This window comes from Borrelia tillae, from assembly GCF_055693965.1.
On record NZ_JBTGSB010000004.1, the window covers coordinates 1 to 23536 of the forward strand.

The 23536-nt window shown below is 27.2% G+C and carries 24 protein-coding genes and 2 pseudogenes; 12 read left to right on the plus strand and 14 right to left on the minus strand.

All coding sequences use genetic code 11. The features are described 5' to 3' along the window. Nucleotides 1-570: 570 nt before the first annotated feature. The 6 genes from ACWUD1_RS05360 to ACWUD1_RS05385 all read right to left on the minus strand — a co-directional run bounded on the left by ACWUD1_RS05360 (nt 571) and on the right by ACWUD1_RS05385 (nt 3921). Nucleotides 571-1185: a hypothetical protein gene (locus ACWUD1_RS05360; RefSeq protein ID WP_472757123.1), complete on the minus strand. Its 615-nt coding sequence runs from the start codon at nt 1183-1185 to the stop codon at nt 571-573. 580 nt (nt 1186-1765) lie between these two features. After that, nucleotides 1766-1939 carry a hypothetical protein gene (locus ACWUD1_RS05365; RefSeq protein ID WP_472757124.1) on the minus strand — a complete coding sequence of 58 codons (174 nt, stop codon included), beginning with the start codon at nt 1937-1939 and terminating at the stop codon, nt 1766-1768. Beyond that, a complete protein-coding gene (locus ACWUD1_RS05370; protein ID WP_472757125.1) occupies nt 1920-2156 on the minus strand; it encodes a hypothetical protein in 237 nt (78 codons plus the stop codon). The genes ACWUD1_RS05365 and ACWUD1_RS05370 overlap by 20 nt, the downstream gene beginning before the upstream one ends. Nucleotides 2157-2234: 78 nt before the next feature. Then, a complete protein-coding gene (locus ACWUD1_RS05375) occupies nt 2235-2432 on the minus strand; it encodes a hypothetical protein (RefSeq protein ID WP_472757126.1) in 198 nt (65 codons plus the stop codon). A 334-nt stretch (nt 2433-2766) separates the two neighbouring features. Further along, nucleotides 2767-2967, minus strand: coding sequence for a hypothetical protein (locus ACWUD1_RS05380; protein ID WP_472757127.1), 201 nt, complete (start codon nt 2965-2967; stop codon nt 2767-2769). A 789-nt stretch (nt 2968-3756) separates the two neighbouring features. After that, nucleotides 3757-3921 carry a hypothetical protein gene (locus ACWUD1_RS05385; protein ID WP_472757128.1) on the minus strand — a complete coding sequence of 55 codons (165 nt, stop codon included), beginning with the start codon at nt 3919-3921 and terminating at the stop codon, nt 3757-3759. 846 nt (nt 3922-4767) lie between these two features. Here ACWUD1_RS05385 and ACWUD1_RS05390 point away from each other — a divergent pair. The 4 genes and pseudogenes from ACWUD1_RS05390 to ACWUD1_RS05405 all read left to right on the plus strand — a co-directional run. After that, nucleotides 4768-4923, plus strand: a pseudogene (locus ACWUD1_RS05390) (plasmid maintenance protein); the annotation flags it as partial. Nucleotides 4924-5139: 216 nt separating this feature from the next. After that, nucleotides 5140-5253: a DUF226 domain-containing protein gene (locus ACWUD1_RS05395; RefSeq protein WP_472757154.1), complete on the plus strand. Its 114-nt coding sequence runs from the start codon at nt 5140-5142 to the stop codon at nt 5251-5253. Between the two features lie 211 nt (nt 5254-5464). Further along, nucleotides 5465-5758 (plus strand): AAA family ATPase, encoded by a 294-nt coding sequence (locus ACWUD1_RS05400; protein WP_472757129.1) that lies wholly within the window; start codon nt 5465-5467, stop codon nt 5756-5758. A gap of 738 nt (nt 5759-6496) precedes the next feature. Next, complete coding sequence (locus ACWUD1_RS05405) at nt 6497-6781, plus strand: chromosome replication/partitioning protein (protein WP_472757155.1); 285 nt, start codon at nt 6497-6499, stop codon at nt 6779-6781. 407 nt (nt 6782-7188) lie between these two features. Here ACWUD1_RS05405 and ACWUD1_RS05410 read toward each other — a convergent pair whose 3' ends face one another. The 7 genes from ACWUD1_RS05410 to ACWUD1_RS05440 all read right to left on the minus strand — a co-directional run bounded on the left by ACWUD1_RS05410 (nt 7189) and on the right by ACWUD1_RS05440 (nt 15392). Next, entirely contained in the window at nt 7189-7407 is a 219-nt protein-coding gene (locus ACWUD1_RS05410) for a hypothetical protein (RefSeq protein WP_472757130.1), read from the minus strand. A gap of 833 nt (nt 7408-8240) precedes the next feature. Beyond that, nucleotides 8241-8429, minus strand: a complete 189-nt coding sequence (locus ACWUD1_RS05415; RefSeq protein ID WP_472757131.1) for a hypothetical protein — start codon at nt 8427-8429, stop codon at nt 8241-8243. A gap of 718 nt (nt 8430-9147) precedes the next feature. Next, nucleotides 9148-9303: a hypothetical protein gene (locus ACWUD1_RS05420; protein ID WP_472757132.1), complete on the minus strand. Its 156-nt coding sequence runs from the start codon at nt 9301-9303 to the stop codon at nt 9148-9150. A gap of 1376 nt (nt 9304-10679) precedes the next feature. Continuing rightward, entirely contained in the window at nt 10680-12365 is a 1686-nt protein-coding gene (locus ACWUD1_RS05425; RefSeq protein ID WP_472757133.1) for a plasmid maintenance protein, read from the minus strand. A 1216-nt stretch (nt 12366-13581) separates the two neighbouring features. After that, entirely contained in the window at nt 13582-14679 is a 1098-nt protein-coding gene (locus tag ACWUD1_RS05430; RefSeq protein WP_472757134.1) for a DUF871 domain-containing protein, read from the minus strand. Between the two features lie 14 nt (nt 14680-14693). Then, complete coding sequence (locus tag ACWUD1_RS05435; RefSeq protein WP_472757135.1) at nt 14694-15011, minus strand: PTS sugar transporter subunit IIB; 318 nt, start codon at nt 15009-15011, stop codon at nt 14694-14696. A 12-nt stretch (nt 15012-15023) separates the two neighbouring features. Continuing rightward, nucleotides 15024-15392, minus strand: a complete 369-nt coding sequence (locus ACWUD1_RS05440; protein ID WP_472757136.1) for a PTS sugar transporter subunit IIA — start codon at nt 15390-15392, stop codon at nt 15024-15026. A 125-nt stretch (nt 15393-15517) separates the two neighbouring features. On the opposite strand from ACWUD1_RS05440, the gene celB reads away from it, so the two are divergent. Beyond that, nucleotides 15518-16846 carry a PTS cellobiose transporter subunit IIC gene (celB, locus tag ACWUD1_RS05445; RefSeq protein WP_472757137.1) on the plus strand — a complete coding sequence of 443 codons (1329 nt, stop codon included), beginning with the start codon at nt 15518-15520 and terminating at the stop codon, nt 16844-16846. 438 nt (nt 16847-17284) lie between these two features. Here celB and bdr (ACWUD1_RS05450) read toward each other — a convergent pair whose 3' ends face one another. Continuing rightward, the gene (gene bdr / locus ACWUD1_RS05450; RefSeq protein ID WP_472757138.1) at nt 17285-17410 is read right to left on the minus strand and encodes a Bdr family repetitive protein; all 126 of its coding nucleotides are present in this window, start codon (nt 17408-17410) and stop codon (nt 17285-17287) included. A gap of 438 nt (nt 17411-17848) precedes the next feature. Here bdr (ACWUD1_RS05450) and ACWUD1_RS05455 point away from each other — a divergent pair, with 438 nt between their 5' ends. The 7 genes and pseudogenes from ACWUD1_RS05455 to ACWUD1_RS05485 all read left to right on the plus strand — a co-directional run bounded on the left by ACWUD1_RS05455 (nt 17849) and on the right by ACWUD1_RS05485 (nt 22965). Next, nucleotides 17849-18040 carry an Mlp family lipoprotein gene (locus tag ACWUD1_RS05455; RefSeq protein WP_472757156.1) on the plus strand — a complete coding sequence of 64 codons (192 nt, stop codon included), beginning with the start codon at nt 17849-17851 and terminating at the stop codon, nt 18038-18040. Nucleotides 18041-18756: 716 nt separating this feature from the next. Beyond that, nucleotides 18757-19860, plus strand: a complete 1104-nt coding sequence (locus tag ACWUD1_RS05460) for a plasmid maintenance protein (RefSeq protein WP_472757139.1) — start codon at nt 18757-18759, stop codon at nt 19858-19860. 9 nt (nt 19861-19869) lie between these two features. Then, nucleotides 19870-20394 carry a ParA family protein gene (locus ACWUD1_RS05465; RefSeq protein WP_472757140.1) on the plus strand — a complete coding sequence of 175 codons (525 nt, stop codon included), beginning with the start codon at nt 19870-19872 and terminating at the stop codon, nt 20392-20394. Between the two features lie 197 nt (nt 20395-20591). Beyond that, a pseudogene (locus ACWUD1_RS05470) lies at nt 20592-20932 on the plus strand (chromosome replication/partitioning protein). A 67-nt stretch (nt 20933-20999) separates the two neighbouring features. Next, the gene (gene bdr / locus ACWUD1_RS05475; RefSeq protein ID WP_472757141.1) at nt 21000-21446 is read left to right on the plus strand and encodes a Bdr family repetitive protein; all 447 of its coding nucleotides are present in this window, start codon (nt 21000-21002) and stop codon (nt 21444-21446) included. A gap of 341 nt (nt 21447-21787) precedes the next feature. Next, nucleotides 21788-22378 carry an Mlp family lipoprotein gene (locus tag ACWUD1_RS05480; RefSeq protein WP_472757142.1) on the plus strand — a complete coding sequence of 197 codons (591 nt, stop codon included), beginning with the start codon at nt 21788-21790 and terminating at the stop codon, nt 22376-22378. A gap of 353 nt (nt 22379-22731) precedes the next feature. Further along, nucleotides 22732-22965: a hypothetical protein gene (locus tag ACWUD1_RS05485; protein ID WP_472757143.1), complete on the plus strand. Its 234-nt coding sequence runs from the start codon at nt 22732-22734 to the stop codon at nt 22963-22965. The last annotated feature ends 571 nt before the right edge of the window (nt 22966-23536 follow it).

Genomic DNA, 23536 nt, shown 5'->3' on the forward strand with positions numbered 1-23536 from the left:
AATTTAATTGTTAATAGTACAAAACTGAACTACAAACAAAATAAACCTAAAAATTATTACCAAAATTTCTACTTATAAAACAAATAAATCAATCAAAATAGATCCTAAAAATCATTTCCTAACATCAAATAGTACAGAAATCAAACCCTGACTACCTCCTTTCCTTCCAATTTGATATATTTTTCTTCTAAAGCAGATCACCATTGTTTTTACTCCCATCACCATATTCTTCATCAAAACCAATTATACCCCACCCCTAACAAGATAAAACCAAACTTGTCAAAAGGCTTATAGATTTTTTCTTAATGACCTCAACATCAAACTGTAAATCACAACCTACAAAAAACAATAGCAAACCTAGATTACACACTTAGTATGAATTCTTTTTTTGAAAAAATTACTCTACTCTACTATAATTGTGGTATCTATTCTCCCTAATAAAAGAGAGAAATATATAAAATACTCTCAAAAAAAAATATTTTTGATCACAAAAACGATGTAAAACAAGAATTAACTATATATTTTGTTACTAAGCTTATAGGTGGATATTCTTATTTGTCGCCTCTATGGTTACCTACTAAATTTATTTAACTCTCTCTTAGCATCTTCTAAATCTTTCTTTAGCTTTTTTATAGAATTTTTAAAATAATCTCTATCCAATGCACAGTATGCTTGTTCTACAGTACTCGCACCCGCAACTTCAATTATGGCACCTTTTTCCACGTTTTGTCCGTACACATTCTCTGCTCTTCTTAACTTACTATACGCATCTATCAAGATTCTTTCTATTACTATTCCTTCCTTCCTGCTACCAGAATATCCCTGTAAATACTTTAAAGTGTTTAAGGAACTTTTTATACTACTTAAAAGATTCCTAAGATCACTTTTTAGACGATCGTACGAATATTTTTTCAATTTTTCTTTTGCCATTATGTGTTCAGTTGTTATAGTAGTCATATACTGACCATCTCTTATCTGAGTAATTAAAATCGCAACTTGATCTTTATCTCTAATAATCTTATCTGCTATTTTAAGTGCTCTATCAATATACCTTTTAATTTGGTCATACGGATTTGTAACGCTGTAAGCAACTTCTATCTCATTAGTAGAATAAAACTTATTACTAAACAACAAAAACAACCATAAACATAAATATCTCTGATATAAATACATTTTTTTAATCATATATATTTCTCTCCTAATAAAAAAATATATATCAATTTAGACAATGGTTTGTTCTGATGACAATAACATCTTTGTAAGATTTAATTCAAATATTGTTAAGCAGATTTTGACCACACCACTAAGTAGATTAAGTTGATTCCTAATTGCATAGTAAATGGTTTTGATCACTTTCTATACATGTTCATTTCATTGACACATTTCTCTCACAAAAAATGGTCCTAGCACAAGAAGCAATCTTACTATTTCAGGCCGTGCTTAACATAGAAATTACAATAACATACTGAAACTTATAATTATATAACAATTGAGCAAGATATCTTTTCTAAAAAGTGAACTAAAATTGATATTTACCTAGAAAGGAACAAACAAAAAACAATAGTTCTTAATATTTTTACTTCATAATAAACAATATGCACTTATTTTTTACTGATTACAAATTAAAATAAACGTCCTTGAAAACATTAATCATCCTGTCCACTATTAATATCTTTACTATTTTGATCTTTTAGAGAGTCAACCTCATATGTTAAATATGCAAAATCAATAACCTGTATTAATCCCCTTCAAAATGAGATAAGGATTATAAAATTTCCCAAGAAAATCTACCGCCAATAGAAATTGCTAATCTCTCAACACACATTTTAACATTCTTATAATCCTCCATAACAATGGAAAGCATCTCTTCTATTACAGATTTCAGTTTATGTATCTCATCAATAATAAATAGAATGCTTTTATCCTCTGATGTTTCCAAATATCAACAATATCCTTTTTGGCTTTTCAAGCGCTGGAGCTGAAGTTACCTTAATTGCAGTATTCATTTCAAAAGCAATAACACTAACTTGCCAAAATCCTGGTGAAGGGCCACTTAAAAAAACATGGTCTAGAGACTCATTTCTGCCTTTAGACGCCTTTATAAAAACTTCTAAATTTCCCTTTATAATATGGGACTGCCCTGCAAAATCTTTCAAAGATTTTGGCCTAAATTCATTCTCACTCTGATCATATACAAAATCCTTATCAGAACTTACAGAGCGTCAATTCTGCTCTCAAATTTCATCTAAGAGCTCCCATATTAACCTGTAATGCTTCTTAATACCTCTTTTATCAAAATATTGTTCTTGTTCAACTTCTCTTAACATTAAAAATTCATCGATAAGTAAGATTTCCTTGATTGTAGATACAACCAATTTTCTGTCAAATCCCATACTAACAATTGACTGCTCAAGCTCCTTAAATTTAAACACATCTTCTGGACTATCTAAAATCAGTTAATCAGCTATGACAAGCTTTCCCTTAAGCTGTAAAATTATTTCGCTCGCCATCTTAGTACTAACACCTTTTGCACTAGCCTCTCGCTCCTCCATAATTTTATCACAAATCTTATTCATTTATATATATGGATTATCTCTATTAAATTCATCTACCTTGCTCTTTATATCTTGCTACCTATCACTACTCTTATCCTTTCCATCGCTTACTATTATCCCTAATAACTCATTTAATAATCCCATTATATTAATTCAATTTATCAAATCTGCCTTTGAGCGTCCTGTATTACTTCCAAAACCCATTAATAATTCAAGCGCAAAATACATAAATAGCACCTTCTGAATTTTTAATTAACTCTATAAGCTTTGGTATATCTGTTACTTCTAATTTCTTTTCGCTACCTTTACTACTCTTAACATGATCAACTTCTCTCTTTACCTGCGCAAATTCTTCTTTTGCATTTTGTACTAATTTTTCAATACCTCCTCCCCACACACTAATTACTCTCATACCACTTATCTACATTTATTCCTGTAAATAGTTAACTTACAATTACTATCATATTCTCTACTACTCTTACTGCTTCTTCTTAAAAGCCCTAACACTTGCAATAAGACAAACAAGAGATCAGAAGCAAGAAGTGTAAGAGATGCGAAAATTTAGGCTGAAGTTGTTTTTACAATTATTTTATAATAAATATTGATGTTAAATAAGAGTAATAATAGACGAAGATATTTTTGGGAACAGGCGTGTGTGGTGATCTAATCTTAAGAAATAATTCTTCTATTTCATATATAGTGTTTTTGATTTAGTTTTTTCTTTTCTTATAGAAAAAGTTAATCTTAACATATAAATATAGCAGCTGTGACGGTATCTGTTTTGATAGGGTCATTTAATATTTAATAACTGTAAAGTTTTGCGATATATGTAAGTATAAAAAGTGAAATGTAATTTTTTGGTAGTAAGCTGTTTTTTAGAGGTAAGAAAAAATGCGAAAGAAATATTTATATAATAATATTGTAACAATAATGGGGTTAATAATGTCATGCAAGTAGCAAGTTTTTCAGGAAGAGGGGCAAGCTTAGTATGCCTAATACTTTTGAGACTGCACTCACAACTGCATTCTTTACTGTTCTATCATAACTAACTGCATAGCAGCAAAACCCGAGAATTTTTCTCCCTTTTTAAATTGCTCTTAAAACTATTACTCCTACTACTTCTGCGTCCTTAGTGCCACTACTACATCAACTTGATCTTTAGATTGATCACTTTTAGATAATTGGGCTACTTTTCCATCTTCTATATGCTATCTGCTTCTACTACCGCTCCAACGGCTTTTGATGCATAAATGCTAGTTTTGCATCGTTCATTAGCAACCCTTGACCCACCACATGTTCCCTCAGCTCCATTTTTGTCCCCCATCATATGAGACATTACATTTTTTGCAAATCCATTTAATATCATTCAATTTTAGACTTATGTTTTTATAATTACACACACTACATAATTTATTAAAAGAAAGTATTCACTAATTTTATATATAGTTACATTGTTCCACTTAAATTCATATTCTAAACGTCTCTAAATTCATGCCAATCAAAGTTCTCTTATTTTTTTTGCTTGTAACTTTTCTGAGCAATTTTGCTAAGATTAACATATCTTTAATTCTATTGTTAGAGCTTTTTTTATTTCTTGATAGTTTCCTTTGACATTTTATGAATTTTATTTCATTTTTTTTAAAATATTTGGGATGATTAATCTTTTTGCATTATCATTTATACTACTTACTTAAATAATGAGGAGAGAGCTAATGACATTTCAGCAAATGTACTTACTTAACTTAATTAAACGTATAAGTAGCAAGTGGTCTATCCTAATGATACTACTTATAATAAGTGTGACATTTTATGCATATAACAACCATACTACATCAAATCATTGTTGCTTCGCTTCAATAATGGAAAATTCAAATATGATGTCTCATAAAGATGAAAATGCAAAATCTAAAGCAACAGACCAAATCTAACAATAAGGCCCTAAATAGGGGTCTCTATTTGTTTCAAATAAATGCATAAATCCTTTGCAAATAAAGATAGCTAAATCCTTAAATACTTTTTGTGCATACTACATTTTCATAGATCCTAATAATACACAAATAAGGAAATTTTAATATACAAAGTGGCATAAAAGCACTTCAAAATAAACACCAATATAAATCAATGATATTAACACCTCATTTAAATTACATACAAGATGTTACACTTTATTATTTAAAATGGAAACTCATTACATAACTATAATTATCGCAAATACTTGGATATAAACATGAAAACTAAAATTTATCATAAGCTTCAATATTCAAAAAAATGTCGCCTCCGTATAAATAAACACTTTAGAGATAAAAAGAATGGAAAATTTCAAATAAGTGTTAATATACATACTGAAAAACTTTTTATTAAAAAATAAGGAAGTCAAAAACAAGGATGGTGATTGTGAAAATCAAACTAAAGAAAATCTTCCAAAAATGAAAGACAAATAAAAAAAACTATTTTTATCAAAACAAAGAACACTAAAAGCAGAACACTGTATAATACAAAGATCATTACAGACTTTTGTATATTTGAAATACACAAGACACACAAATTCCTTATTACGTTCAAAGGATTATTTAACAGAAAGCAAATAGAATTCTTCTATCTATTCTCTCTCCAAGAAAACGACAAATTTTTAAGCATTTACTATAAATATAAGAAATCAATAAAAAACATTATCAAAAGATATGAAAAAATGGACTAATGAAAATATTTGTTTTTCATTAGTATTTTATATAGAGTTCATATTGAAAAAAAGAAATGTTTTTTGCTATGTTTAAAGTATTATCTATTCATTTAGAAAAGAAAAATTTCATAAAAAATATTATGAATCTTTAGTCAAAACACTTTTGTTTAGAAAAATAAATATATAAATTTTATAGAAAAAAATTATCAGAAGGAAAAATGATAACCAAATGGGTAGCAAAAAAATAGAAATAATGACTATTATATCAATTAAAGGTGATGTTGGCAAAAGTGTCTTAACTATTACATTTAATAATAGATTCAGAGACATGAATAAAAAAATATTGATGGTCGACCTAAATCCTCAAAACAGTCTAACCAGTTATTTTTTTAAGCACATGCACATAAAAAACTTAGAAATTAATAATGTTTATGAACTTCTAAAAGAAAGCATCAATTTAAATTTTGATCAATACTTAAACAAAATATATGACATTATATATCTTATCCCCCGCATATCCTAATCTAACACCGCTTTAATAAATAAATTGATTCTTATAAAGAATTATTTTTAAAATATCGACTAAAAAAGTTTCGAATTCATTATAACTTTGAATACGTAATGATTGAGCCCTACCTAACTTAGACTCACTCCTAGGTAATGCTTTATATATTACAGATAAGCTTATAATATCCCTATTCAAGTTGAAAGATTTTCAGTTGAAAGTTTGTCCATATTAATGAAGCATACATAGAGGATTTCAGAGTACATAGATAAGAATGTTGAAATATCAATCATAGAAAATTAATTCATGAAAAATAGCAATACTTTCAAAGCTATAGGAAGTTCAATTAAAGATAAGTATATTAAAGGCAAAGTTCTTTTTTTCCAATAAAGTAAAAGTGTTTATGAACAATTTACAAAAACCTAATAGAAAAGATGAATATTATCAAGCGTGTGTAAAAGCTTTGAATAATATATTAAAAAATTAAATTTATTTACTTTTTATAAAAACAAAATCGTTCGATGTCAAACGATTTTACTGAAGGGAGTCACAGGAATGTCTAACAATAGGATCATTTTCAATGATAGGAAAAAAGGTTTAATGAGAAAAAGACTTACGAAAGTTACAAAATTGCCTTAAAGAAAAGCATAATCAATGCTATTGCAAATAAAATTCAAGTCATGGAAATATTATACAATATCACAAAAGTAAAAATCTTTATCTTATCGACGAGTATAAGAGTGTTTTGGAGCTTTTATAGAGAAATTCTTAATTAAAAACACTCAAGCATATTCGTATTTAAAAATATCTGAATACCTATTAAATGGTAACATCAGTATAGATGATATTAAACAAAAAGGGATAGTAGGGATTTACAGAAATATAAAATCAAACAAAGTGACAAATAAAAAATCAAAAATAAATCTAACAAAACCATTAAAATTCCAATTAAGAAATCAAGATAACTATGATTTTTATAAGAAAGATGTTAACTTTGCAAAGTTTGTATCGGATAAACTTTTATCAAATAATAAAAATTGACTTGATAAGTTTTTCAAGGAATTTAAAAGCTTAAAGAATCAACTGGATAAATAATATTCAGCAAATAATTTGATTATCTAAAATAATAGTTAATTCTAATTGAAATTAGTTATACAACAACCGATATTCATAGTGCCGACATATAAGTAGTACCTTGTTTATGTGTAGATTTTTAACAAAATCTTTACATTCTTGTACTCGAAATTTGAATAATCCAATGTTGTTAAATCTTTAGACTTAAAACAGTACCATTTAACATAATTTATGTATATCAGTACACTAAGAGAATGAATAGATATAGTCGATTTAGCTTTGAATTTATTCACAAACTAGCATTACTTATCTAACCCTGATTGGGCACAACCTCACCTTTTCTATCCATACCAATGAGTTTCTCAAGCTTAAGACTAAAATTCACTAACCATTAATAAGCAAATCTTAAATTCAAATTTAAGTTCTATGTTATCTATATAATTTGCAAAAGAACCAATTTTGCAAATTATAATTGATTTTTTATCTTTATTGCCTAAATATATTTGAGCTGATTGATTACTTCTTATAATTTGTCTTCTACTATTTTTAGAGGCTTTATAGAAAGGTTTGATAGATAAAATGTTTGTCATCATGCTGCTCAGGATTCCTCTTAGCAAAAAAGGGCATAAAATAATGCACTACTTAAATTATCTTTATTATTGACACTACAATCACTTAAGATAATTATCAAGTAAATAATAATACATGAAAGATTTATCATGGTACTCGTAAATTATTATTATTCATTATGCTACAAACTTATAAGTTTTAAGCTCTTGAGTTTAGAGACATTAATTAATATCAGAGTTAAGTTACAAAAAAGGCTTAATTTTAGAAAAAGATATTATTTTTTAGTGAGTTAAAATTATTAATTCAGGAAAAGAAGAAATACTTCTTGTAGAATCTGCAACTAAATAAGACTTAAATTTAAAATTATGAGCATCGGTGATTTTTTGTGTGTTTTGTTCAAAAGTCTAGAGTCAATCCTACTACAAACACTGTGTCAATGAAATTGATTTGGAGATAATATAGAAGACCTGTAGTTTTTTTGCTAAAGTCATCATAAATTAGTAGATATGCAAAACGGTTTCTTAAAATTAGAGTCTCTTCCTGTCTCTCACGGTAATGAAATTATTCCCTTGGTTAATCAACTTCAAATTTGCTTTTAACATATTATTGCTATCAAAGATTGACATCCTGTAGATCATATAAGCTTTTTTAATAATAAAAATAATCTTAAAGGTTGGACTAAGCATTGTATTCAAAATACATGGGAAGCAGAATTCCCAAAGAATTTAAATATGAAAAAAATAAAGGCTGTTTTTCGAAAGATTAAGATAAAAATTATGATAGTTGCAATGTAAGATTGGTGATGAATGTTTGAAAATTGAATTTAAAAATATTTTTTTCATAAAATAAATTATTTCTATACCATACACACTATATGTATAAAATCTATTCTATTAAAAAGCAAATAAAATAGTAGTACTATCTTTATAAGATATTGTTTGTTATCAGTACAAATACCAATTAATATTTTTAAATCAAAAATAATAAAATTATAAAATTCATATTCGGTTAAATTTTTATTTCTTTCTTCAACTACCGGCCCCATTACAAGTACTAGATAATTGGGCTTTTTTAATTATCTATGCCCTCTAAAAAAATTTATTTTACTATTATAAATAGATTAAAGATAAACTTTTTTGTACTTATAATTATTGCGATCGTCTTTAAACGACAGTCTTTAAAATTAGAGTGACTGATACAAAAAAAAGTAAGAAATAAAAATTATAAGATTTTATCTAAATAAATTAATATTAAAGAGTTCTACAGTCACTAGTGCTCTAATGAAGAGGTTAAAAACAAACATAATTTAACCCAAAAAAATCAAAAAATTTCAGTAACAGTCAAAACACCGGAAGAAATTTAAAAAAAAGCTAGCTGATACTCAAAAAGCAAATCTAGGTTGATTAAAGGACGCCTTAAAAAATGAAGATGAACTTAATAACTTCTTAAAGTATGATAAATTTAAAACAAAAAGCATTATTGCTCATATAAAAGTGAACTCGATAAATGCACAAAAAATACTGAAAAATAAGAAAAATCAACATTTAAACAAATCATATCCATTGCCATTTTTGTTAAAAAAATCCTGAATTACTGCGTCTCTAAAGTATTGTTCTATTTCATTAGTACCACCACGCCCGTATTTACTACTGCTATCAACATTTTAGCTTCATATTCAATAGCTTCAGTGATACACTAATCAAAATCTTTCTTTAAGTTACTCTTATTTTTTAAAAAGTTATATATAGTAGACAAAACATCACCTAATTGTTCTTGTTTTGCTGCATAACTTTCAAGACAAGTCCAAAAGTTGATACATTTAATCTTATTTCCATTTTTTCATCTCTTAATTTTGTAAATGTATTTGTAAGTACCTTTTTCAGTACGGCAAACTTTTTTGTCTCATCAAAATATTTCATTATATATTATTTATTTGTTTTTTAAATATCTAGATATCCAGATAAATAGCCTCTCTTCATCTTTGTTGCAGAGAAACTCTCTTTAGCCTCTGTCTCTTTAATCGCATTTACATAGTTTAGAACAAATGTAATTATTAACAAAGATATAATAAAATCCAAGAATTGCACTTGACAAGAATCAATAAAATAATGTATCTATTTGCTACTCCTTTTTTCAACACATTGTAGCATAACAGATGCTATTACATATAAATTCGGATCAAACAAAAACAAAGAATTCCTACCATCAGAACTAATTTAGTGTATTATAAAAATAAAGCACAATCTATTATTGTCAGCATCATTGACTCTTTATTTAACCGGGATGAATCTTCTAATCTTAATATTTATTATAAAGAAGAGAATAATATCTCTCAAAGATTTCTTTTATGTAGAGTAGTAGAGTAATTTTTAATGCACACTAAAGCTATCCACTTGCTCTTTAATGAATAACTTTTTTGTATCTTGTATGATAAAGCAATCACATGATTATAAAAATAATCATTCACTTGTTTTAGATTGCAAATTTATTTACAGAAATTTAATTATCTATAAATATAGCTCTCAACTAATATTATATTCATAATATTCATAGATATAATGAATATGTTAACCTATATCTTCTTCTTTGTAATTTTTGCGGTATACATGAAATAAATCATCTTATTATAAAAACTCAAAATCATTAACCTTTAAGTGTCACAGTGATATTCCAGTAATGATCATTATACTTATTGTTTTTAAATGTAAACTATTAAAGATTTATTAGATATTCAACATAAAAAATTAATTTTTTAGGATTTATTTCGACTTTATCGTTACTACACTCCAATATTTTCTACTTTTTCCCCTTAACTGCTTTACTCTTCAAATCAAGAACCAAGATTTTTCTTCGCTAACAGCTTTTTTAGGTTGTATATCTTTCCTATGTCCACAATGTTACCCTCTGACTTACAGTCCAAGCTTTGCTTCCTTTTAAGCCACACCTTCTCACTGATTTAAACTTAAGAAGTAAATATTTTTTCAATCCCCCCCTATGGATTTTTGCTAAAAGTTCTTTTGCATGAAAGCATCTTTCCCCTGCCTGCCAATATACTTTCCCTTGTCATACTCAAATATATTAAGATTTGTACTTTTTCTATATTGATGTCGTTATCCCACAACAGAACAAACACTCCTTAATATACTCAAAATCAATATCCAGCTCAGAATTAAGTTTTAGAAAATTAATAGCTTGCCTGTTTTTTAGCCTTGCTTGTAATTCAGTACTCAGACACACTTTCCAAAATCTATCCCATGGATATAAAACCTAATGGCTAAAAAGTTTAATCTAAATTTCATATTGTACCTCCCTTCTCCTGGACTAAATTACCGCAATTCTTATAATTTTGTCCTCTCTTTACATTATTGCATACAGATAAAATAGAGTATGACATACCGAGTGTGGTCTTGTACCCCTCATAACTAATATTAAGTTTAATATATTGTGCCGGCCCCCAGTTATGTAAATTTATAATAGAATAATTATTGTAATGATTATTAGTACTTCTAGATGCATCAGAATTACTGTTATCTCTTTCTGTTGGGTTTAAAATAGCTTTTAAGTTCTGCTTTTGGCTTTGAACAACACTTATATCAATAATGTTTGCTTGTTGTTGTTTTTTTATATATTCATATCTCATTTCCTTTCTAAGTCTTGCCTCTTCACACTTCTTTTCTTGAATAACCTTAAGTCTCTCTTCACAATCCTTGGCTTCCTTTTCAAGCTCCTTTTTTATGTGTTCTTGTATTCTTTTGCTTTCTTCTTGGTTTTTGATTCTTTCTTTGTCTTCTCTATTCCTATCTTCAGTATTTAATGCTGGTTTTTTGTATTTTTCAGATTCTGCCCTTGCAATATCTTCTCCATAACGGTTTTTTTGCAATGCAAGTGTCTTTTTGTACTTATTTGAATAAGTGTTTCTAAACTTGTTTTTCCATATAAGTTCGTAGTCACTAATTATTCCATCACTACGTTTCATCATCATCCATATCTTAAGTTTATACTTGTTAAGCATCTTATTAAAATGTTGCAAGATATCCTCAATGTGATATTCATTTAAATGATTTATAATCGCTGTCTCTAAATTTAGAAGTGCATTTTTGAAGGTGGTTTTATTATTGCATTTTTTTTTGATAAGATTGATGTAATCTTTGCTTATTTTAAAACTTCTAACAAGTCTAATTTTTACATTTGTGTTTTTTTTGGTTTCTTTCTTCTGGAAAAAGATTTTATTTTTGGAAAAAAATTTTAGAGAATTCTTATTATTTATATAGTTTATATTAAGTTTATTTGTAACACGCGGTTTTCCGTCATGCGACTTTATGTTAACAGTGTTATTGTTATATTTTTTGATATCGCTTTTTACATTATTATCAAAGGGCTTCTTTTCGTCACCTTTTGCTTTGTCATTTATTGTTTTTGTTGCATCAAAATTAAGATCAAAATCAGAAATAATTATTTTGTTTTTTAATTTTAGTTTCAATTGTTCTATTAAGTATTCCTCGATGGCTTTCTTGTATGTGGATTTTAACCCCATGTTTTGAGGATAATAAGAAACACTTCCATGGCCTTCTCCATCCTTGCCAAACCTTATCGTCTTAAGAGTGATGAGACCTAATAATCCTAATAGTTTTAGATCTCTTTGCACGGTCCTTATAATTACAACCTTTTCGTTGTCTCGTTTGAGTAAAGCACAAAGCATCCTATAAATATCTTTACTTGAATAACGTTTAATCCCCTTTGATTCTATATAATTCTTGTTGCATGTATTTATACACCAATAAAGCTTATTGATTCTATTCATGCGTTTGAACATTCTGTTTATGCGGGTTTCAACTTGTGATATTTTGATTTTTTCAGCAATTCCAGCACTAATTTTTTCTGGGTTTAAAACTAGGAGAGAATTTAATATAGAAATTTTTAATTTTTCTTGTTTGTTTTCATTATATTTGATATTTTCTTTATTTTTTTGTATACTATTCATAAGTTTCCTTAATCCAAAGAAAATTTTGATGTGTGTCTTTGGATTTTTCATTTTTTAATATTATTATATATTAAAATTTTATTCCTGACTAGTCATCTGGATGGGAATAAAATTTTTTATCACAAAACGAAAATACCCAATTATAGTGTAATAGCTCCGCTGTTACACTTAGGTGTAATGATTTGTCTTTTATATTATCTTATATTGTCAATACAAATTAGATATAATGATTGCTGAGGAATCTTATAAATACAAAATATATTAATCAAGGGGAACATTTCATTAAAGTATTTAGTTGTATAAGATTTATATATAATAAAACCACTAAGTGATAAGAGGTAGCACTATGGGCACTTAATCAAAAAAGTTCAGTAAGAATAAAAAATAGGAGTATCAAAATTGCTAAAGATAGGGTTTGTAAAATTCAACTACATAGAAAGCTTAAAACAAATGAAATTATAAGGAATGTTACTATAGCAAGAAATATTGTACATCAATATCAGTTGCATGCATGGGTATTAAAAATGATGAAAGAATAAGTGTTAAAAAGGAAGTTATTGGTGTTGATATGAGTATGATAAACCTTTTGTAAGTATTGAAGGTGATAAAATCAGTCATCCTAAATCCTTAATAAAAAGTGAGAATAAGCTTAAGAGATAGCAAGGAAGTTTTTCGACGGAATAAAAAGGTGCTGCTAACAGCGTAAAGCTAGGCTAAATTGGCAAAATGCCACTAACAAATTACAAACCAAAGAAAAGATTTTTTACACAAGTGATCACTATATTTTCATAATTATTTATAATCTATAGTGATAGAGCGCCTATCAATTAAAGGTATGCGGGAAAGGGATATTTGAAAAAAGTATTAATGATTTAGGGCAACATGAATTTACCAGGTAATTATCTTATAAATTAGAATAGTATAAGATTCATTTATCTAAAGTAGATAGATATTTTCTTTCTAGTAAATTACGTAATGTTTGTGAAAACGAGAATATAAATCTAAAGTTAAGTAATATTAATTATATAATTAATATTACTTATACTTGTGATAATCTACATGATAGAGAGCAAAATGCAACACTAAACTTACAAAACTAAGGTTGGGAAACGGCCTGAAAATAAACTTGAGGACTATGTTCTAATAGATGACCATTTTTTGAACCTAAAAAGCTACTTATCTAATACTTATTTAATTTTTGATTTAGCAGTATAGTTCACTTCTTCTCTGTAATCCGAAATTTTTCACAAGGCTCCATCTTGTCAAGAAGATATAATTCATCTTCTTGTATTTTACCTACCACATTAACAAGCCCATTATTAGGCGTATTTTTAAGGGCTATTTGAAATTCTCCATTGTATCCTAAATACCCTGAAGAATCTATTAAAAGGTCTCCTCTTTTTATGTCGTCAGGTGAATGTACTGCAAAATTTACATCTTTGTAATCTACCCTTGATTTAGTTGTTCTGATTCTGTAAGGTGTGATATCCCCCCTATTCCAGTGCAAGTTATCTAAAATCAACTCTCTTTCTATAGGACTAAGCTTTGGATTTAAACTAGCCTCTAACTCTAAAACGTACCTATTTACTCTTGCTACTTTTTTCAGTTCCAAATCACTTGGGAAACAATTTGAAATAAGAACTGCGTCCATACCTTCTCTAAAAAAATTTTTAGTTTGAATTTCAATATCTTTATCCCTATGTTCCTCTAATGTGGGAACGCCATCTTTCTCAATTCCCCTTGCACATTCTTCTGCTACCTTTGAACTGACAAATGCAGCTGTAGGTATTGCATTTTTTATGAATGGTTTTGTTGTTTTTAGAAAAAAATCTCGCCCCAGTCCTGTATATTTATGTGGATAAAAATTATGGCATCCTAATAAATTATCTTTGTTTGGTTTGTAAGACATTAAGGTGTCTATATGTCTGTTGACATGACTCATATTTAATTCAATTTTTAAATTGTCATCATTAAAAGTCATTAAAGATTCTTCCAAACCTCCGAATGCATCATCAAGCCTAATTGCCCATACCCCAAGTTTTTTAAAAAAATCAAGTTTACAATAACTATTAAGATTTTCAAGATCAATATCAAGTTTTTTAAAAATTCTAGGAGTTACATCGACAATTGGTTTCATATTTAATTTATTTGCCACACTTAAAACTTCTTTAAAGGCATTAAGATCATCTTTATTGATATAAAGAAAAGATGTAAATATTCTTGTAAATCCAAGAGATGCACTTTTTTCAAGATATTCTATAATCTTATTTTTTGGACTTACATTAGGGTATATTGATATTCCTATTTCTTTCATATTAAATATTCTCCTTATTTTTTTATACTTTTGTTTTTAGCAATAGTATTGATAGCAAATTTTAAAATTTTATCCCCATTCATTGTTCCATAATCGATAGTCTCTATTATTTCCACAGGAATTCCTTTTGCAATCGTTTCAAATCTTTTCTTATTAAACCTTACTTGTGGTGCTAACAAAATAATGTCATAATTGACAATTAGTTCGTTAAATCTTGTCGAGGAGTCAGAATCAATTTCTATGGCTATCTTATTATCCTTTGCACATTTTTGCATCCTTTGGACCAACATACTTGTAGACATTCCTGCAGAACATATAAGTAATACTTTCAATGTATCATATTCCTATTTATTCAAATAGTCAACTTTTTTATTTAACGTGTTGACTATCTTGTAGATGTTTATTAATTCTTCAAAAATGTTTAATTCAGAACTGACTGACATTAGATGATCTTCTGCGTGCATTAAGATAAATGGTATGTCAATAGAATTTGGATTTATTGCTGAATATTGTATTATTTCCCTGTGTGCTTCATGAGCCTTAGCAATAGATGCCTTAGTTTCGTTAATTACTTTCTCAGATTTTTTGTAATTTCCCAATTTTGCATGTTCTAATGCTTCTTTTAAAAATCCCTTGGCTTCTCCAGAATATGCTACAATCGGCATACTTACATCATCTATTAATTCTCTGATCGTATATTTTTTTTGACCCATACTAAATATTTCTTCTCCTATTTTATTTTAATAATTAAAAATTATTAATTAATATATGATAATATATATAATAATAATTATCAAGAAATAATTTAATATTATTAATTATAATATCGGAGGTTTTTATGAAAGTACATGAATTTATTGAAATAAAATTAATTCCTATTGCAAGTAAAGTTGCTTCAAATAAATATTTGATCTCGCTTCGAAATGGGTTTGCTCTTTCGATGTCTTTTTTAATAGTAGGTTCTTTAGTACTTCTTTTAGTTAATTTACCTTTGACTGATCCACATACTTTCTTATATCAGCAGTGGTATGTTGATATTATGAACAAATATAAAGCAAATCTTACGCAGCCTTTTTACGTGAGCATGGGTATTATGACTATTTTTGTAGTTTTAGGTATTGGACATAGTCTATCAAAATATTACAAAATCAGTGGTATTACAGGTAGTCTTCTTTCTCTTTTTACGTTCTTAATTTTAAGTGGACAATCAGACTGGATACCTTATGGAGGAGACAAACCTAGATGGACAATTTTTCCTGGGGATTTGTTTCCTATGATTGATGCTAGATATCTTGGAGCTCAAGGAATCTTTACAGGTATTCTTTCTGCAATTTTTTCAGTTGAAATATATCGATTTTTAATCGAGAAAAAAATAACAATTAAGCTTCCAGAAAGTGTTCCTCCTGCTATTGTAAAATCTTTTGAAGCTCTAATACCTGTATTTATACTTACAATTGCTGCGCAAACCATAAATATTATAGTTCAAAGCACAACAAATGCTTTATTGCCTGAATTGATCATGTCTATATTTAGACCTCTTTTGCATGTTACTGATACTTTAATAGGATCCTTAATGATAGTATTTATAATTCAGATATTGTGGTTCTTTGGAATTCATGGGGGCAGTGTTGTAGGTAGTTTATTACATCCATTAATATTGACAAATCTTGCGTCTAATACAAAGGCACTTTCAGAAAAGATGCCTCTCCCCCACGTTTTAGCAGGAGAATTCCTTAGTGTATTTGTGTTTATTGGGGGATGTGGAGCTACACTTGGACTTGCTATATCTATGCTTGCAAGTAAAAATCAACACTTAAAAACTATTGGCAAACTTTCCTTTATTCCCGGAATTTTTAATATTAATGAACCCATAACTTTTGGATGTCCAATTGTTTTAAATCCCATCTTAGGTATTCCTTTCATATTAATTCCTTTAATCAATACAATTATTGCATATACTTTAACAAATCTTGGACTAGTTGCAAGAATGAGTGTTTTACTTCCTTGGACAACACCAGCACCACTGGCAGCTTTACTTGGCACGGGATTTGACTTTAGAGCTTGTATTTTATCTTTAATATTGTTATTACTTTCTACTTTGATTTATTTACCCTTTATAAAAGTTTATGAAAAAGTGCTTTTAAGGCAAGAACAAAATTTGGAATAAAGAATTGCAAAAGGTATTTTTTATTGCATCAATGATTCGTTACCAAAATGTATTGAATTATTATCTCCAAATGCCTAAATTTATCCAAATTTATTGCTATTAAGAGAAAATATAGTTATTTAGAAGCAATGCAACACTTATCTCAACTTCTCTCTTACAGAGATGAATCTATGCATTATAATTAGTTTTTATTAAAGTTTTTTATCAAAAATTCATTTACTAAAAGTATTCAGTATTCATTTACTTTAAAGGCACCGCTTAACACTCTAAGTGATGCTTGGGAATAATAGTTAATAAGAGATTTATTTAAGGACTAAAGCTATAAATCCTTCAAAACCGTTGACCACACACAATGCAAATGTAAGTTCAAATATTCATTTGTTTGTTTATTCTAAGCTTAAAATATAATTTTAAATTAGTCTTCAAATGCTTTAACTTTCAATTAAAGTTATCCTCTAAGTATTCTAAATCTTTATACGTTATTTCATTATGACAACATTTATTTGCAATATCTCTTGCTATATGTTTATCTATATCAATTTTTATGAGCTCTGCTAATACCATAACTTCCATTGTGGCAAAGTTATATGTCTATAAGTACTTAATATTTATCAATAAGTCACGTTTAAAAATGGCTCTGGATTATGAAAAAAAGAAGGCATTCTGACTTTAAGTGATAGTGAGAAGAGAAAAATTAATCCATTTAAACATTCACTGAATTGATAAAACTGATAATCTTGCAGCAAATTCAAACACAGATAACAACAAATTATTTTACAAAACACCCATAAGCGTTTATACGATATAAAAACAATTTCCGTATACTATTTAAGTACTTAAGAACAAGGGGTCTAATATAAGAGTTATTAATTTTTTATTATACTTGGTTAGTAGTAGATTTAGTCAGTATGACAATAAAAATAGAAAGCCTAAGTATAGAGGCAAAAGGGATACAAGTGCACAGACGAGAGAAGAGGCACAAAAAACGTCCAAAAAGCATCAATAGAAAAGTTAAATCAGGATCAAATAAAAGGATTAGACTTTTTAAAAAATGATTTGAGAGATAACGACAAACTTAACAAATTCTTGGGTTTAAATGAAAACAAATTAAAAGCCGCATTAGAGCATATACAAAGAGAACTTAAAAGTTATACTTATAATAATGCCACCGAGCAAAGGCAAGCTTTTAAATAATTGGCAAAAGACTACTTTGAGGCTAATAATTAAGATTTAGATAATATTGTTGATGAGAATAGGCAACTAAAAATTCATTGTGAAAACTAAAAAAAGACAAAAAATAGTTTAGTCACAGATAAAGAGATTTGATCAAAAGTAAATTTAAAAGTTTATTAAAATGAGACAGGATTGCAATAAACGGATGAGGGTTATAAAAGAAATTTTATATTTAAATATAAAGGTAATTAAAGTTATCATAATAATATAATAGCCTTAATATTGATGAATACATTACTTGTGTATCTTTGTACTGAAACTAATGCTGATACTGATCAGCAAAAGTATTGCTTATTAAAGAGAGGAGTTATCCATTTACTTGACCAAAATGCTTCTAACCGAGTGAATTATTACTTCTAAATAGAAAGTTATAGAAGTAATAATTCACGATCTATAAAAACAAATAATGCCAAACAGGCAATCTTGCACAAAAATATTTAAATAAGTAGAAAAGATACGGAAATATCTTTAACTTAGTGGTTAAAAAATGATATTTTAAGGTTTTTTACAAAAATTAACAGAAATTCCCTTAATCTACTGATCCGATTTCTTTTAATTTCTGCTCTATTGCTTTTTTGTCAAACTTATAAAAAATAATTTTAGGAAAATCACAGTTTACTTTTTAATACTTTATGAGTTACTATATGTAGTAGTAATTCATTATAAAGGAGATTTGAATGAAAAACACTAAACCATCCAAAAACAAATACCAACATAAATTAATTACATTGACATCTACGTTAGATTACATGAATAACACGTTTAAGCAATACACTCAAAGTGATATACTTTATTACTTTAATGGTAACTTAAAAAGGAATGGACAGAACCTGATTACAATTAAAACACTACAAAATTATCTTTATAAATTAGGAAAAACATTACAAGTTACAATTAATTATCATAAACATTTGGGAGTTAATATGGGTACTGAAATTTACTACAAGCTTCAGCATTCTAAGAAAGAATGCTACAGTATAATAAATCGATATTTTAAAGATAAAAAGGAAGAAAGATTTCAAGGTCGTGTTAATGCATATATCAAAAAGAATTGTAATAAAGAAGGGGATGTGGAAAATAAGGAATGTTTATATAATAAATATAATAATAAAAAAGAAGAAGAAAGAAAAAAAATTGAACTCTTTCAAACAATTAAATATGCAAAAAAATGCAACTTTAAATCAAAAGCATATATACACATTCTGAATTCAGAAATGAAAAAAGAAAATAAAATTTTCTCACTCAAAATATTGAAAAACAATGAAAATTTCTTCTATAATTCAAAGAAATTATATTCAATTAATAAAAGTAACGCTAAAAGCAAACTTATATTTAAACAAAAAAAATTAAAAGAAATACTATCAATAACAAAAATCAATTTAGAACAAGAAGGATATGATTGTAAACAACTGGAAGAAAACATAAAAAGAATATTTGATAGATACAAAAATAAACCACACTTCATATTAGAACAAAATAAGTACAATGATTTAAAAAGGGTAATAAATAAACTCAATAAAACAACTAAATGTATCGAGAAAAAAATAGAGGATAAAGAAAAAATTAGAAGCAATATATTTAGCATATTACTTGACAGATTAAGGTATAAAATGAATATTAAGGCACTAATACCGATACTAAAAAATTATTTGAACAAACAAAACAAATTAGAGTATGAGAGGGTGTTTAATAATCATTACTACCATGAACTTTCAGATATAGTAGAGGAGAACAAAAAAGTTTATTTAAAATTAGAAGAACTTGAGGAAAATGTCACTTAAGGATTGATTATGGATAGTATATTCGTAGATATTGAAAAGTGCAATTTTGATGAAATTTTCAAACAAAGAAAATATATAAAAAATTGTAATTTTAGTGTAAATAATTGCCTAGATTTAATTCCTCGTTTATTAAAATTATCATCTTTTAATCCAGAAAGCATTCAATTGCAGGATAATTTATTAGAAAGGCAGTTTTTTGCTAAAGTCAAGTATTATTATCTAATAATAGACATAAACCCTAGTTTAGGGCCTTTTTTAAATAATGGTTTAATAGTTGATGATAATTTAGTCATTCCTATTAATTTTGCTCTGAGGGCAATAGAAGATATAGGTTTGATTATAAGTGCTGTGAAAAGAGTTTGTAGAGAAAATCTTATCTTAAATTTCTTGATAACCGGTGTTCTAGAAAGACAGAATATTGATAGAGAAATAATATCAGAGTTAGCCGATTGTTACAAGGAGAAATTAATAAGAATTATCCCCAAAAGAGATAACATAAAAAGACATCATTTTATAGAAAAGAATTTTGTTTAAATAATGATTATTATAAAGAATATAAAAAGTTTTTGGATAGTCTTTGAAGAAATAGATAATAAAAAAATTGTCCGGTTATATACAAAAGGAGTTCAAATAAAAGAGAAAAGTAAAATATGATAGAAAGGGGCCGTGTAAAAGGAATTTATTCAGAAATAGAGATAAAGGAGAACAATCTTAGAGACGAATAGTTTAGATTGAAAGATAAATTGGAATCTTTCATGCTCTATGATATCCGTAATAAAATAGAAACAGCAAAGTTATTAAATTTGAGTAATCAAACAAAATTATATATTTTTGATGGGTATAAAATTTTTACAGCCTCTTATCTAATTTTAAGATTGCAGAATCTCAGGTCTATGAATATATAAGAATAGCAACTGGTGTAAAAGAGGTTATTATTGATTGTAATTTTGCTTTTGTTAATGATATTGAAAATACCATTAACAAGTCAATACAGAATCCAATAAAACCATCAAAATTTCAACTTAACAAGCAGGGATGGGGTGTTATAATTTTTATTGAATGTGCTTTTTGAAAATTAAAAGGATTGAATCTGATAATCTTTTAAAAGGTTTAAAGACTTAGAAAAATAAGGAGTATTTATGGGGCATTTAGCGTATAAAACATATAGAATTGAAGATTTAAGAAATGAATTCTTAGAGAAGGGATTTAGCGAAGCGGCAATAGATTTTGTTTTGTTTCAGAATGATAATTATAATTTTGAAGTTTTAAAAGAAAGAATGAATTCTTTAGAGCAGCAAATTATAAGCGTAGAAAAAGGATTGCAAAAGGATTTAACCAGTCTAGATACCAAAATAGATAATATAGAAAAGAATCTACAAAAGGATATAGATAATGTGAAAAATGAACTTAATACTAAAATAGATAATGTAGAGAAGAATTTGCTTAAAGAAATGGAGAATAATAAAGTAATTTTATTAGAAAAGCTTAGTGTAAGTAATAGAATGTTGAACCTTATTACGATAATAGTGGTACCAATAATGACATCAATACTTTTATCTATAATAAATAAATTTTTTATAAAGTGAGATGGTAAAAATAAGAGTACTTGTTTATCATACCGAATATATTTATTATACAATTAAATTGTTTAACTGAACAAGACTATCAATAATACTATTCTTTATACCAATTCTGCAACCTTGAAAAGCACAAAATCATATCGGTATTTACTTGAATAAACAAGTTATTGAAGCATCATTCTGACTCTAAATAAGAATGCCAGAAATACAAGAGTGGAATGTAATACCAATATAGATGATAACTAATCGTTTTACAAAACCAATATAAGATTAAACTTACAAACAAATAGATATAACATAATGTTAATTATTATATAATAATTAACATTAAAAGGGGAATTTTTAATATGATTAAATTTATATATCTAATATTTTTATTCTCATTGTTCATGCATTCTTGTGAACTGAAAGGGGCCTTGGAGCAGGATCAAACTATTACAGATATAAATAGAGTTCTTTTGTTTCCAAAACAAAATACTGATACCTCAAAGGTTACTTATCAGAAAAAGTATAAATTATTAAAGAAAGTATTTGAAAAATCATGTGTATGGCTCCAAGATAGATATAAGTCTAGATGTATAAGGTTTTTTACTTGGCTTGATGGTGACCTAGAAAAGCAAGAAGAATTAGCTAACGAATTTACCCTAGTCTATGACTTTTTAGAAGCTAAAAGACAAAAATTAACAAACGCTAAAACTATTGGGGAATATATAGATAATGCATTCGATTATGACTTTAACGATGATGATAATGGCAAGTATGGATCTCATCAGGTAAATAAAATAAAACAGTTTTTTATCTTAACTGCAATAGAATTATTTGTCCTTAATACTAACAATCAAAAGAAGTTTAGATCACTTAAAGCAAAGTTATTACGAGAATCAACTACTGATTATCCAATTTCATTCTTTAAAAGTTGGCACAAGAAAATTAAGTAAAAAGTAAAATTTTTAGCTCAATTGCTGGATGGTTTGTATATCTACTTGCAGTTACTGGTTGTAGCGATGTTGAAATACAAAAATATAAAGCTCAACAAAAAAAGTAAGTCCGGATTGGTAATGTATTTTTCAGGATAAGTGTTAATTTAACTAACAAGAGAAGCAATATTTGTATTAAAGAAGTTATTATTAGTGGCGTTGAATTTAAAGCTGTCAGTGACGCCCGCAAAAATTACTTCTAATCTAAGAGTAAAGATACTTGGTGTACTTATCTATTTCAAAAACGCAAATGTACATTCAAGAACGATAAAATTAGCATAACAAAAATATCAAAACAATTTAAAGTTCAACTAATGAAATCAGAATTTCGTAAGAGTAAATCACTTCATATATGTCGCAATATATTTATTGCAAGTCTAAAGTTACGTGAATTTAATTCATTTGGAATCAAAGAACTTACGCAATATTCACCAACAACACTTATTGATAATGTTTATGATTTTTTTGTGCTAGTAAATTGTAGGCTTATAGAAATATTAAAAGCATTTTCAAATAATTTGGAATCTCATAATTACATTATGATATAATTTAATTATGAGAGTTCACTTAGCAAATGATCATGTACGTAATTTCTCTCTTGTCCTACGTATAAAACTCTCTAATGAATATCTAAAGCAAGCTGTTTTGCTCTAGATATTCATTTTTTTATGAAAATGTACATTTTAACTTAAAAGTCTAAATATACACTTAAACATCATGAAGTATTCTTTTTCTTTGTTTTTAAATAAATGGTTATATAGCTTTTGCAAGCTCTAAATTCTCAAACTCAACACACCCACCTTAACATTAAACTTACATGGTTTCCCATCAAACTAATTGTCCGCAAGTAAATTCTTTGTGTAAGACTTGAGATCATCATTATTGATAGATACTCACAATATCAACTTCAGTATTCTCTTTAATGCTTTTGCAAATTTTCTCAATTTCAAAGTTTATTTTCTCAAATACACTTAATATCTTTTCGATAAATTTATCATTTCTTTCAACGACACAATTAATTAGCTCTGCACCTATTAAAAAGAATAGATTACATTTCTCATTAACCATCCGTTAAGCGTTGGTCCAGTAAGGGTATTGTCTTTAAAGCATACATTTTTG